This is a genomic window from Streptococcus sp. 2579, from assembly GCF_013277195.1.
Lineage (GTDB): Bacteria > Bacillota > Bacilli > Lactobacillales > Streptococcaceae > Streptococcus.
On record NZ_VMMM01000017.1, the window covers coordinates 1 to 12492 of the forward strand.

The 12492-nt window shown below is 40.2% G+C and carries 12 protein-coding genes and 1 pseudogene; 12 read left to right on the forward strand and 1 reads right to left on the reverse strand.

Annotated elements, in window-relative coordinates; genetic code table 11:
* Window positions 1–382: 382 nt before the first annotated feature.
* The 6 genes from HT725_RS07650 (at window position 383) to HT725_RS07675 (ending at window position 7076) form a co-directional block, all read left to right on the forward strand.
* Window positions 383–592 carry a helix-turn-helix transcriptional regulator gene (locus HT725_RS07650; protein ID WP_049525060.1) on the forward strand — a complete coding sequence of 70 codons (210 nt, stop codon included), beginning with the start codon at window positions 383–385 and terminating at the stop codon, window positions 590–592.
* Window positions 582–1070: a DUF6773 family protein gene (locus HT725_RS07655; RefSeq protein WP_173218684.1), complete on the forward strand. Its 489-nt coding sequence runs from the start codon at window positions 582–584 to the stop codon at window positions 1068–1070. The genes HT725_RS07650 and HT725_RS07655 overlap by 11 nt, the downstream gene beginning before the upstream one ends.
* 115 nt (window positions 1071–1185) lie before the next feature.
* Window positions 1186–2646 (forward strand): nicotinate phosphoribosyltransferase, encoded by a 1461-nt coding sequence (locus HT725_RS07660; protein WP_173218686.1) that lies wholly within the window; start codon window positions 1186–1188, stop codon window positions 2644–2646.
* Window positions 2643–3467, forward strand: coding sequence for an ammonia-dependent NAD(+) synthetase (gene nadE / locus HT725_RS07665; protein ID WP_173253350.1), 825 nt, complete (start codon window positions 2643–2645; stop codon window positions 3465–3467). Before HT725_RS07660 ends, nadE begins: the two co-directional genes overlap by 4 nt.
* Window positions 3468–3622: 155 nt before the next feature.
* A complete protein-coding gene (locus HT725_RS07670; RefSeq protein WP_173253351.1) occupies window positions 3623–4174 on the forward strand; it encodes a GNAT family N-acetyltransferase in 552 nt (183 codons plus the stop codon).
* A 631-nt stretch (window positions 4175–4805) separates the two neighbouring features.
* Entirely contained in the window at window positions 4806–7076 is a 2271-nt protein-coding gene (locus HT725_RS07675) for a PspC-related protein choline-binding protein 1 (protein WP_173253352.1), read from the forward strand.
* Window positions 7077–7453: 377 nt separating this feature from the next.
* Here the strand turns inward: HT725_RS07675 and queA are convergent, their stop codons facing one another.
* A complete protein-coding gene (queA, locus tag HT725_RS07680) occupies window positions 7454–8482 on the reverse strand; it encodes a tRNA preQ1(34) S-adenosylmethionine ribosyltransferase-isomerase QueA (RefSeq protein ID WP_173253353.1) in 1029 nt (342 codons plus the stop codon).
* A 150-nt stretch (window positions 8483–8632) separates the two neighbouring features.
* Between queA and HT725_RS07685 the strand changes: the two genes are divergently transcribed.
* From HT725_RS07685 to HT725_RS07710, 6 genes and pseudogenes are all read left to right on the forward strand, one after another.
* The gene (locus HT725_RS07685) at window positions 8633–9340 is read left to right on the forward strand and encodes a glucosamine-6-phosphate deaminase (protein ID WP_173253354.1); all 708 of its coding nucleotides are present in this window, start codon (window positions 8633–8635) and stop codon (window positions 9338–9340) included.
* A gap of 138 nt (window positions 9341–9478) precedes the next feature.
* Window positions 9479–9655, forward strand: coding sequence for a 30S ribosomal protein S21 (rpsU, locus tag HT725_RS07690; protein WP_000048054.1), 177 nt, complete (start codon window positions 9479–9481; stop codon window positions 9653–9655).
* A 267-nt stretch (window positions 9656–9922) separates the two neighbouring features.
* Entirely contained in the window at window positions 9923–10858 is a 936-nt protein-coding gene (gene hprK, locus HT725_RS07695; protein WP_173253355.1) for an HPr(Ser) kinase/phosphatase, read from the forward strand.
* Complete coding sequence (lgt, locus tag HT725_RS07700) at window positions 10851–11639, forward strand: prolipoprotein diacylglyceryl transferase (RefSeq protein WP_173253356.1); 789 nt, start codon at window positions 10851–10853, stop codon at window positions 11637–11639. Before hprK ends, lgt begins: the two co-directional genes overlap by 8 nt.
* Window positions 11640–12066 (forward strand): annotated as a pseudogene (locus tag HT725_RS07705) (DUF948 domain-containing protein). It begins immediately after the preceding gene.
* Window positions 12039–12428, forward strand: coding sequence for a YtxH domain-containing protein (locus tag HT725_RS07710; RefSeq protein ID WP_164226753.1), 390 nt, complete (start codon window positions 12039–12041; stop codon window positions 12426–12428). Before HT725_RS07705 ends, HT725_RS07710 begins: the two are co-directional and overlap by 28 nt.
* Window positions 12429–12492: the final 64 nt, after the last annotated feature.

A 12492-nucleotide genomic window follows, 5' to 3' on the forward strand; every position in this document is an offset into this window, starting at 1 on the left:
AGTTTCATTTAGTATTATTTTGTAGACTTAAAATCTAGTAAAAAATCAGTCATCTTGCTATGCTCCTGCTCTTGCTGTTTACCACGTTTTTGACTTATACTAGACTCATTTCCAAAAGCATTATATAATAGTGATATGAAATCAACTAAATAAGAAATACAAGCAATCAAAACTCGCTTAAAAGACCCTACTAAAGCTAATACTAAACAAAAAATCAAATAGCAAACTAGGAAGTTTATTTCAAACAATCCAACATACTGATTTTAGGCTGAAGATAATATTGGAGTGCTAATTAATGAGGTTATAATAAATAGCTGACAGCTTGTGTTGGTTTTGGATTTTTTAAGAGTAGATGAGTATTAAAACTATAAGGAGGACGCAGGTGGCTAAAAATTTAAAATTAAAATTAGCTCGGATAGAGCTTGATTTAACACAAGGTCAACTGGCAGAGGCTGTGGGGGTGACGCGCCAGACTATAGGCTTGATAGAAGCAGGGAAATACAATCCTAGTCTCTCCCTTTGCCAGTCTATTTGCAGATGCTTAGGAAAAACTTTAGACCAACTATTTTGGGAGGAAGAAGATGGTAAATAAATTTATTCATTATCAATTACTTGACGAAAGAGAAGAACAACTAATCAATAAAGCTGGGGCAGAGTCTTTTTCACTCTTTATTGGGCTTGTACTTCTAAGCTATTTGGTGGCAGTGTTGGCTCCCTCTCTTTTTAATCCGAATTTTCTAGTCTATACCCTGATAGTAGGAATTTTCTTCTTTTTCAATCGTGCCCGTTATCTGGGAGTGACCTACTATAGTCGTTTTCATTTTACGATTTTGGGTTGTTTTTGTCTAACCTTGGCTATTACGGCTCTTTTGATGTTGCAGAATTATCAATTCAACATAGAAATTTATCAGTACAATCCTTTGAACGTTAAATACCTATCTGCTTGGGCGATTACTTATGTCATTTACCTTCCATGGGTCTTTATTGGCAATCTTGGTCTGAAGAGCTATGGTGAATGGGCTCAGAAAAAGTTTGAACAAGATATGGATGAACTAGAGAGTGGTGAATAGCTTGTTACTCTTTTCTCAATCCAGCTAAAATGTGATATAATAGTACTAATTTATTGGAATACATGAAAGTTCTTGAAAATTTTCATGGGTTTCTAGCTAAGGAAGTAGGAAAAGTATGTATCCAGATGATAGTTTGACATTGCACACGGACTTGTACCAGATTAACATGATGCAGGTTTACTTTGACCAGGGGATTCACAATAAAAAGGCGGTTTTTGAGGTGTATTTCCGCCAGCAGCCTTTTAAGAACGGCTATGCGGTTTTTGCTGGTTTGGAAAGAATTGTGAACTATCTTGAAGATTTGCGTTTTTCAGATAGTGATATTGCCTATTTGGAGTCGCTGGGCTATCATGGGGCATTCTTGGACTACCTCCGCAATTTCAAGTTGGAGTTGACCGTTCGTTCTGCCCAAGAAGGAGACCTGGTTTTTGCTAATGAACCGATTGTGCAGGTGGAAGGCCCTCTAGCCCAATGTCAGTTGGTCGAAACAGCCCTTTTGAACATCGTCAACTACCAGACCTTGGTGGCGACTAAGGCAGCTCGTATTCGCTCGGTTATTGAAGATGAACCCTTGATGGAGTTTGGGACACGTCGGGCTCAAGAAATGGATGCGGCTATCTGGGGAACACGCGCAGCGGTGATTGGTGGTGCTAATGGAACCAGCAATGTGCGTGCTGGTAAACTCTTTGATATTCCTGTCTTGGGGACTCACGCCCATTCCTTGGTGCAGGTTTATGGTAATGATTATGAGGCTTTCAAGGCTTATGCTGCGACCCATAAAAATTGCGTCTTTCTTGTGGATACCTATGACACACTTCGAATTGGGGTACCCGCTGCCATTCAGGTGGCGCGTGAGCTGGGTGACCAGATTAATTTCCTTGGTGTCCGCATTGACTCTGGAGACATTGCCTATATTTCTAAAAAAGTTCGTCAACAACTGGACGAGGCAGGATTTACTGATGCTAAGATTTATGCATCAAATGACCTTGATGAAAATACCATCCTTAACCTCAAAATGCAACATGCTAAGATTGATGTTTGGGGAGTAGGTACTAAGCTGATTACAGCATATGACCAACCAGCTCTTGGGGCGGTTTATAAGATTGTTGCGATTGAAGATGAAAATGGTAACATGCGTAATACCATCAAGCTGTCAAATAATGCGGAAAAAGTGTCGACGCCAGGTAAGAAGCAGGTGTGGCGCATTACCAGTCGTGAAAAAGGTAAGTCAGAGGGCGACTACATCACTTATGATGGCGTAGATGTTGCCAGCATGACAGAAATCAAGATGTTCCATCCGACCTATACTTATATCAAGAAGACCGTTCGTAATTTTGACGCTGTTCCTCTCTTAGTGGATATCTTCAAAGACGGAAAATTGATTTATAACCTGCCTAGCTTGACTGAGATTCAGGACTATGCTCGTAAGGAATTTGACAAGCTTTGGGATGAGTACAAGCGTGTGCTCAATCCGCAGCATTATCCAGTAGATTTGGCGCGTGATGTATGGCAAGACAAGATGGACTTGATTGACAAAATGCGCAAGGAAGCTCTTGGTGAAGGAGAAGAAGAATGAGTTTGCAAGAAACGATTATCCAAGAACTGGGCGTGAAACCAGTGATTGATGCCCAGGAAGAAATCCGTCGTTCCATTGATTTCTTAAAGAGATACTTGAAAAAACATCCCTTTCTTAAAACTTTTGTGCTAGGGATTTCTGGAGGACAAGACTCAACCTTAGCAGGACGTTTGGCTCAATTAGCTATGGAAGAACTGCGAGCAGAGACGGGCGATGATAGCTACAAATTTATCGCTGTCCGTCTGCCTTATGGAGTGCAAGCTGATGAAGCAGATGCTCAAAAAGCTCTTGCTTTCATCCAACCAGATATCAGTTTAGTCGTTAATATCAAGGAATCAGCTGACGCCATGACGGCAGCAGTTGAAGCGACAGGAAGCCCTGTTTCAGACTTCAACAAGGGGAATATCAAGGCTCGTTGCCGTATGATTGCTCAGTATGCCCTTGCTGGTTCCCATAGCGGAGCGGTCATTGGGACAGACCATGCTGCGGAAAATATCACAGGTTTCTTTACCAAGTTTGGTGACGGTGGTGCGGATATTCTCCCTCTTTACCGCCTCAATAAACGCCAAGGAAAACAACTCTTGAAGGAACTTGGTGCAGACCCAGCCCTTTATGAAAAAATCCCAACGGCAGACCTAGAAGAAGACAAACCAGGTCTAGCTGACGAAGTAGCCCTCGGAGTCACTTATGAAGAGATTGACGACTACCTAGAAGGCAAAACAATCAGCCCAGAAGCACAAGCAAGAATCGAAAACTGGTGGCATAAAGGCCAACATAAACGCCACCTACCAATCACTGTATTTGATGACTTTTGGGAGTGAAAATCTCCGGTGGAGATTTTCAGCCCGAGTCTAAAAATAGGAGAACGAGGAAGGTCCGGGGGACCTTTTTAGCTTATTATCTTGAAATTCAAAAGCAAAACAAGTTTCAATGGAGATTTGGCAGAGAATCATCTATCAGAAAGCGAGGTAGCGTCATGAAAGCAATCGGTACGCAAATATTACAGACAGATCGTTTAATCTTGCGAAGATTTGTGGAAAGTGATGCAGAAGCCATGTTTCAGAATTGGGCTTCGTCCGCTGAAAATCTAACCTATGTCACTTGGGATCCTCATCCTGATGTCGAGGTGACTCGAAATTCGATTCGCAATTGGGTTGCCTCCTATGCCAATCCCAACTATTACAAATGGGCCATTTGTCTCAAAGAAAACCCGGAACTGGTGATAGGAGATATCAGCATCGTTGAAATGGATGAGATTGACTCTAGCTGTGAGATTGGGTATGTTTTAGGAAAAGATTATTGGGGCCGAGGTATGATGACGGAGGCCTTGAAAGCTGTCTTAGACTTTTGTTTTACCCAAGCAGGATTTCAAAAGGTCAGAGCTCGTTACGCCAGTCTTAATCCAGCTTCAGGACGTGTGATGGAGAAGGCTGGAATGTCCTATTTAAAAACCATTGCCAATGGTGTGGAGAGAAAAGACTACGTTGCGGACCTTATTTATTACCAGATAAGTAGGGAAGAATGTTGAATTCTCTTTTATGTTTCCATCGAAGTCAACTATTTATTGTAAATATAATAATTGGCATTCCAAGTTTATTTGCAACTTTAAAATAGCATATTGATTAGCACAAGACAGATGTTCTAGTTCCTTCTTTAATCTTGTTTAGTATTAGTTAAAAAATCGCTTTAAGCTTGTAACTAAGAGGGAGCTAATCGACTAGATTCTCCAGCCGAACAGGTGGTAATATGTTTTTTATAGTGTAATCCTAGCTGTTGTTAAATTTAAAATAGAATCCTCTATCGAGTTAGGGAATTAAATTCCACCAATTTTATTTATGTTTTTCTATCAAAATATCTAACATTAAAATAGTCTCATTCTGATGCGCAAACTATTCGATTGCTACTGCATCGTTGTATAAAGAATGATGAAAGATGAGTGAAAATTATCAAGTTGGAATGTTTGTATTTAAATATATTAGCATGTATTTAGATAAGATGTCTGCAATCCTCTATATATGAAATTGATTACGATATAGTTAAAGTGTTATTTCAATAATCAATATATCATTATAAGTTTATTTAATATATGAAACATATTATTCAACATTTGCCAGAAAAGATGCTATACTAGAAGTAGTAACTTTTAGAAGGAGGATGTAATGGCAAAATCTAATACCAATAAGCGCTATGCATTACGTAAACTCGGAAAGATTTTTGGTTCTGTGATAATCGGGCTAACTTTATTTTTAGGAGGAGTCCTGAATACAAGTTTTGTTCATGCTGATGGGGCAGATGTGACAAGTGAATTGGATGATAATTTTGAAACCCAAGATAACCGAAAAGATATCCCCTATGAAACAATATACGAAAGAGATGACAATCTTCCTAAAGGAACGAAAGAAACAAAAACACCTGGTAAAAAAGGAATAAAAGCTACCGTAAAAACATATTCATCTACAACTTTACAGTTGGTCAGCGAGAAATCTGACGTTGTTATTCTTCAACCTCAAACAGAAGTTATCAAAGTGGGAACAAAGCCTACTGTAGTTACCGAAACGATTAGCTCTCTTATTAGATATATAAAAGATGCCACTCGCCCTGTTGGAAGTAATGTTTTAACAGAAAGTGATGGAGAAGATGGACTTAGAAAAATTACTACAACATATGATGTAAATGATAAAACAGGTGAGGTAACAATTAGAGAAACAACATCTACCATTGAAAAAGAATCAAAGGATATTATCTATAAAGTTGCAGCTAAAGATAAGGTAGAAAAACGCATCACCGAAAAAAGTACAAATATCCGTTTTGAAAAAGATGAAACAAAAGACCGTAGTGAAAATCCTGTTACAATTGACGGAGAGGATGGAACTGTAACCACGACAACGACCTACGATGTCAATCCAGAAACTGGTCATGTTACCGAAAAGGTTACCGTAGAGAAAAAAGAAGCCACGGATACAGTTATCAAAGTTCCAGCTAAAAGCAAGGTTGAGCGTGAAGTTCTTCCTACAAGTGTCATCCGTTATGAAAAAGATGAGAGTAGAGACCGAGGAGCTTCTATTGAGATGGTTGACGGAGAGGATGGCTATGTAACTACGACAAGGATCTACGATGTTAATCCAGAGAATGGTCATGTTACCGAAAAGGTTACTGTTGATAGAAAAGAAGCCACGGATACAGTTATCAAAGTTCCTGCCAAGAGCAAGGTTGAGCGTAAAGTCCTTCCTACAAGTGTCATCCGTTATGAAAAAGATGAGAGTAGAGACCGAGGAGCTTCTATTGAGATGGTTGACGGAGAGGATGGCTATGTAACCACGACAAGAACCTATGATGTTAATCCAGATACTGGTAAGGTCACAGAAAAGGTTACTGTAGACAGAAAAGAACCGACAGACACAGTTATCAAAGTTCCAGCCAAAAGTAAGGTTGAGCGTGAAGTTCTTCCTACAAGTGTCATCCGTTATGAAAAAGATGAGAGTAGAGACCGAGGAGCTTCTATTGAGATGGTTGACGGAGAGGATGGCTATGTAACCACGACAAGAACCTATGATGTTAATCCAGAGACTGGTAAGGTCACAGAAAAGGTTACTGTAGACAGAAAAGAACCGACAGACACAGTTATCAAAGTTCCAGCCAAAAGCAAGGTTGAAGAAGTTCTTGTTCCATTTGCTACTAAATATGAAGCAGACAATGACCTTTCTGCAGGACAGGAGAAAGAGATTACTCTAGGAAAGAATGGGAAAACAGTTACAACGATAACTTATGATGTAGATGGAAAGAGTGGACAAGTAACTGAGAGTACTTTAAGTCAAAAAGAAGACTCTCAAACACGAGTTGTTAAAAAAGGAACCAAGCCCCAAGTTCTTGTCCAAGTAATTCCAATCGAAACAGAATATCTCGATGACCCAACTCTTGATAAAGGTCAAGAAATAGAAGAAGCAGGAGAAATTGGTGAAATTACGCTTACTACAATCTATACTGTAGATGAACGTGATGGAACAATTGAAGAAACTACTTCTCGTCAAATTACTAAAGAGATGGTAAAAAGACGTATAAGGAGAGGGACGAGAGAACCTGAAAAAGTTGTTGTTCCTGAGCAATCATCTATTCCTTCGTATCCTGTATCTGTTACATCTAATCAAGGAACAGATGCAGCATTAGAACCAGCTAAACCAGTTGCTCCAACAACAGGCTGGAAACAAGAAAATGCTATGTGGTATTTTTATAATACTGATGGTTCCATGGCAACAGGTTGGCTACAAAATAATGGTTCATGGTATTACCTCAACAGCAACGGTTCTATGAAAGCCAATCAATGGTTTCAAGTTGGTAGTAAATGGTATTATGTAAATGCATCGGGAGAGCTAGCGGTCAATACAAGTATAGATGGCTATAGAGTCAATGATAATGGTGAATGGGTGCGTTAATAGATTCCTCCCTGCGACAAAATTGATAATAGTATGTCTGGATATATAATTATGTATAAAAAGCTATAGATAAGCTCATCTTATAGCGACTATAAAAAAGTGAACAAGCCTAGTCTTCTGTACATTAGAATTCAGGTTTGTTCACTTTTTGTTTAATACTTAATGAAAATCAAAGAGCAAACTAGGAAACTAGCAGCAGGTTGCTCAACGCACTGCTTTAAGGCTGTAGATAGAACTGACGAAGNNGTTTTGAGGTTGTGGATGAAGTTGACGCGGTTTGAAGAGATTTTCGAAGAGTATAAGTCTTTATCCATTACAAAACGCATACTATCAAGGTTTTATAATGCCTGATAATATTCGCTTTTTGATTGTGAAAATTAGTAGATAAACATGGCATCACCGAAACTGAAGAAGCGGTAGTGTTCTTGGATGGCATGGTGGTAGGCGTCTAAGACTAATTCACGGCCTGCAAAGGCAGAAACCAACATGACCAGAGTTGATTTTGGCAGGTGGAAGTTGGTTGAGAAGGCATCTACAACCTTCCATTCGTAGCCAGGTTTGATAAAGATATTGGTCCAGCCAGAATCTGCTTGGATTTGTCCATCAAACTTGGAACCAATAGTCTCCAAGGTGCGGATAGAAGTGGTTCCAACAGCGATGACGCGACCTCCATTTTCTTTAACCGAGCGGAGGGTGGCAGCAGCTTCCTCAGAAAGTTGGTAAAATTCTGAGTGCATTTCGTGTTCGTCCAGATTGTCAACTGAAACGGGTCGGAAAGTTCCAAGTCCGACGTGCAGAGTGAGATAGACTAGATGAACACCCTTAGCTTGGATTTCTGCCAGCAGTTCTTTGGTGAAGTGAAGACCAGCAGTCGGTGCTGCAGCAGAGCCACTTTCTTTAGCGTAGACCGTTTGATAGCGTTCACGGTCATCCAATTTTTCGTGGATATAAGGTGGCAGAGGCATTTCACCCAGACTTTCCAAGACTTCTAGGAAAATTCCTTGGTATTCAAAGTGGACAATGCGGCCCCCGTGGGTTAATTCTTCTGTAACGACAGCGCTGAGGCGACCATCACCAAAGCTGACACGAGTACCGACCTTGAGGCGTTTGGCAGGTTTGGCCAGAACTTCCCACTCATCTCCAGCAGTATTTTTGAGCAGGAGAAGTTCCACATGACCTCCAGTTTCTTCCTTTTGACCATAGAGGCGGGCAGGGAGAACGCGGGTGTCGTTCATGACAAGGGCATCACCAGGTTCCAGCATATCAATAATAGAGTGGAAGTGTTTATCCTGCATTTCTCCTGTCTCACGGTTGACGATGAGGAGTTTAGAGGCATCTCGTTTTTCAAGGGGTGTTTGGGCAATCAATTCCTCGGGTAAGTGGAAATCAAAATCAGCTGTATTCATATATCTGTTCATTCTTTCTAAGTTCTAATCTTATCCATTATAACATGTTTCAAGTTTGGACGCTCTTTTTTTAGAAATTAAATCGTTTTCACTTGACAAAAATTGGTCTATACCATATAATGAATATAGATTAAAACGGAGGATGAAAAGATGAAAGTTATTAAAGTTGAAAACCAAATCGAAGGTGGAAAAGTTGCTTTTGAGATTTTGAAGGAAAAGTTGGCCAATGGAGCTCAAACTCTAGGACTTGCTACAGGAAGTAGCCCACTTGAATTTTACAAGGAAATTGTTGAGAGTGACCTTGATTTTTCAAATCTAACTAGTGTCAACCTTGATGAGTATGTGGGCCTTGATGGCGACAATCCTCAGTCTTACCGTCACTTCATGCAAGAAAACTTGTTCAACCAAAAACCATTTAAAGAAAGTTTCTTGCCTCGTGGTGTTAAGGATCATGCTGAAGCTGAAGTTGATCGCTACAACCAAATTTTGGCTGACCATCCAGTTGATCTGCAAATCTTGGGAATCGGTCGCAATGGACATATCGGATTTAATGAGCCTGGTACTCCATTTGACAGTCAAACGCATTTAGTAGAACTTGACCAGTCTACTATTGAAGCCAATGCGCGCTTTTTTGACAAGATTGAAGACGTCCCAACCCAATCCATTTCAATGGGGATTAAAAACATTTTGGATGCCAAGTCAATCCTTCTCTTTGCTTACGGTGAGTCAAAAGCAGAAGCCATCGCTGGAACAGTGTCTGGCCCAGTTACTGAGTCTCTACCAGCAAGTAGCTTACAAAATCACCCTGATGTGACCATTATTGCGGATGCTGAAGCGCTCAGCTTACTTGAAAAATAAAAAGCAATGTTCTGTTGAACGCTTTCAACTCTTGTATAAATGTAAGAAAAAATCAAAATTAAACCGCATTTTTGCTTGACAATTATTCCTTTTACGTGTAGAATAAAATAGATATTGAACTTGAAGGGAGTGAAAAAAATGTCTAAAACAGTAGTACGTAAGAATGAATCTCTTGACGACGCACTTCGTCGTTTCAAACGTGCGGTTACTAAAGCTGGTACTCTTCAAGAAACACGCAAACGTGAATTCTATGAAAAACCTTCTGTAAAACGTAAACGTAAATCAGAAGCAGCTCGTAAACGTAAAAAATTCTAATTAGAAATGAAAGGCTAGAGAAATCTAGTCCTTTTTCTTTTAATACTCTTCGAAAATCTCTTCAAACCACGTCAACGTCGCCTTGCCGTATGTATGTGACTGACTTCGTCAGNNAAAACAGTGTTTTGAGCACCTTGCGGCTAGTTTCCTAGTTTGCTCTTTGATTTTCATTGAGTATAAATAAATACTCCAAAGCCTGCAAAAATCTGAAACTTCCTCCTACAATTTGATATAATAGAGAGAAGAACTCATTTGAAGGAGGAAATGATGTCGGTTTTAGTAAAAGAAGTGATTGAAAAGCTTAGACTAGACATTGTCTATGGCGAACCAGAATTGCTTGAAAAGGAAATCAATATAGCGGATATTACGCGACCCGGTCTTGAAATGACAGGTTATTTTGACTACTACACGCCAGAGCGGATCCAGCTCTTGGGGATGAAGGAGTGGTCTTATCTGATTAGCATGCCTTCTAATAGCCGTTATGAAGTTTTGAAAAAAATGTTTCTACCTGAGACACCAGCAGTCATTGTTGCCCGTGGTTTGGTGGTTCCAGAGGAGATGTTAAAGGCAGCCAGAGAATGTAAGATTGCCATTTTAACCAGCCGTACAGCGACAAGTCGTTTATCTGGAGAGTTATCTAGCTATCTGGATTCTCGTTTGGCAGAACGTACCAGTGTGCACGGTGTTTTGATGGATATCTATGGGATGGGTGTCTTGATTCAGGGCGATAGTGGAATCGGTAAGAGTGAGACAGGTCTTGAGCTTGTCAAACGTGGTCACCGTTTGGTAGCCGATGACCGTGTTGATATCTTTGCCAAGGATGAGATTACTCTCTGGGGTGAACCAGCTGAAATTTTGAAACACTTGATTGAAATTCGTGGGGTTGGGATTATTGATGTCATGAGCCTCTACGGTGCCAGTGCTGTCAAGGATTCTTCACAGGTTCAGCTTGCTGTCTATTTGGAAAATTACGATACGCATAAGACCTTTGATCGTCTGGGAAACAATGCAGAGGAACTTGAAATTTCTGGCGTAGCCATTCCTCGTATTCGTATTCCAGTTAAAACAGGTCGTAATATCTCTGTCGTGATTGAGGCTGCTGCCATGAATTATCGTGCCAAGGAAATGGGCTTTGATGCGACCCGTTTGTTTGAAGAACGCTTGACAAGTCTCATCGCTCGAAATGAGGTGCAAAATGCTTGATCCAATTGCTATTCAACTAGGCCCTCTAGCCATTCGTTGGTATGCCTTATGTATTGTGACAGGCTTGATTCTTGCGGTTTATTTGACCATGAAAGAAGCGCCTAGAAAGAAGATCATACCAGACGATATTTTAGATTTTATCTTAATAGCCTTTCCCTTGGCTATTTTAGGAGCTCGTCTCTACTATGTCATTTTCCGTTTGGATTACTATAGTCAGAATGTAGGAGAGATTTTTGCCATTTGGAATGGTGGTTTGGCCATTTACGGTGGTTTGATTACCGGGGCTCTTGTGCTCTATATCTTTGCTGATCGTAAACTCATCAATACTTGGGATTTCCTAGATATTGCGGCGCCTAGCGTCATGATTGCCCAAAGTTTGGGACGCTGGGGCAATTTCTTTAACCAAGAAGCTTATGGTTCAGCAGTGGATAATCTGAATTATCTACCTGCCTTTATCCGTGACCAGATGTATATTGAGGGGAGCTACCGTCAACCGACCTTCCTTTATGAGTCTCTATGGAATCTGCTTGGCTTTGCTTTGATTTTGATATTCAGACGAAAATGGAAGAGTCTCAGACGAGGCCATATCACTGCTTTCTACTTGATTTGGTATGGTTTCGGTCGTATGGTTATTGAAGGCATGCGAACAGATAGTCTCATGTTTTTTGGTCTTCGAGTATCTCAATGGCTATCAGTTGTCCTTATCGGTCTCGGTATTTTTATCATTCTATATCAAAATCGAAAGAAGGCCCCTTACTATACTACAGAGGAGGAAAACTAAATGTTAGAAGTTGCATATATTCTTGTTGCCCTAGCTTTGATTGTCTTTTTAGTCTATCTAATCATTACTGTACAAAAGCTTGGGCGTGTTATCGATGAAACAGAGAAAACGATTAAAACCTTGACTTCAGATGTAGATGTGACCTTGCATCATACCAATGAATTGCTGGCTAAGGTTAATGTCTTGGCAGATGATATCAATGTCAAGGTGGCAACGATTGATCCACTTTTTAGTGCTGTTGCAGATTTATCTCTATCTGTTTCAGACCTCAATGACCATGCGCGTGTCTTGAGCAAGAAAGCTTCATCAGCTGGTTCAAAAACACTCAAGACTGGGGCAAGTTTGTCAGCTCTTCGTCTTGCAAGTAAATTTTTAAAAAAATAAAAAAGGAGAATCCTTATGGGTAAACTATCCTCAATCCTTTTAGGAACTGTTTCAGGTGCAGCTCTTGCCTTGTTTTTAACAAGCGATAAGGGTAAACAAGTTTGCAGTCGGGCTCAAGATTTTCTAGATGATTTGAGAGAAGATCCGGAGTATGCCAAGGAGCAGGTCTGTGAAAAACTGACAGAAGTTAAGGAGCAGGCTACAGATTTCGTTCTGAAAACCAAAGAACAGGTTGAGTCAGGTGAAATAACTGTGGACAGTGTCCTTGCTCAAGCTAAATCATGTGCCCGTCAAGCGACAGAAGCATCAAAAAATCAATTCAATAATCTCAAGGAACAATGGCAAGAAAAGGCCGAAACTCTTGATGAATCAGAAGAGATTGTGATTGACATAACAGAAGAATAAAAGAAATAGTAACTATTCTAGGTCCTATAAACTCTCTAGTGGATTATACCTCTATAGAGCTTAT

Excerpts from the sequence above, each read along its gene's own strand:
- HT725_RS07675 (WP_173253352.1), top strand. The coding sequence starts at position 4,806 with ATGGCAAAATCTAATACCAATAAGCGCTATGCATTACGTAAACTCGGA.
- rpsU (WP_000048054.1), top strand. The coding sequence starts at position 9,479 with ATGTCTAAAACAGTAGTACGTAAGAATGAATCTCTTGACGACGCACTT.
- HT725_RS07660 (WP_173218686.1), top strand. The coding sequence starts at position 1,186 with ATGTATCCAGATGATAGTTTGACATTGCACACGGACTTGTACCAGATT.
- hprK (WP_173253355.1), top strand. The coding sequence starts at position 9,923 with ATGTCGGTTTTAGTAAAAGAAGTGATTGAAAAGCTTAGACTAGACATT.
- lgt (WP_173253356.1), top strand. The coding sequence starts at position 10,851 with ATGCTTGATCCAATTGCTATTCAACTAGGCCCTCTAGCCATTCGTTGG.
- HT725_RS07655 (WP_173218684.1), top strand. The coding sequence starts at position 582 with ATGGTAAATAAATTTATTCATTATCAATTACTTGACGAAAGAGAAGAA.
- HT725_RS07670 (WP_173253351.1), top strand. The coding sequence starts at position 3,623 with ATGAAAGCAATCGGTACGCAAATATTACAGACAGATCGTTTAATCTTG.
- HT725_RS07685 (WP_173253354.1), top strand. The coding sequence starts at position 8,633 with ATGAAAGTTATTAAAGTTGAAAACCAAATCGAAGGTGGAAAAGTTGCT.
- HT725_RS07710 (WP_164226753.1), top strand. The coding sequence starts at position 12,039 with ATGGGTAAACTATCCTCAATCCTTTTAGGAACTGTTTCAGGTGCAGCT.
- queA (WP_173253353.1), bottom strand. The coding sequence starts at position 8,482 with ATGAATACAGCTGATTTTGATTTCCACTTACCCGAGGAATTGATTGCC.
- nadE (WP_173253350.1), top strand. The coding sequence starts at position 2,643 with ATGAGTTTGCAAGAAACGATTATCCAAGAACTGGGCGTGAAACCAGTG.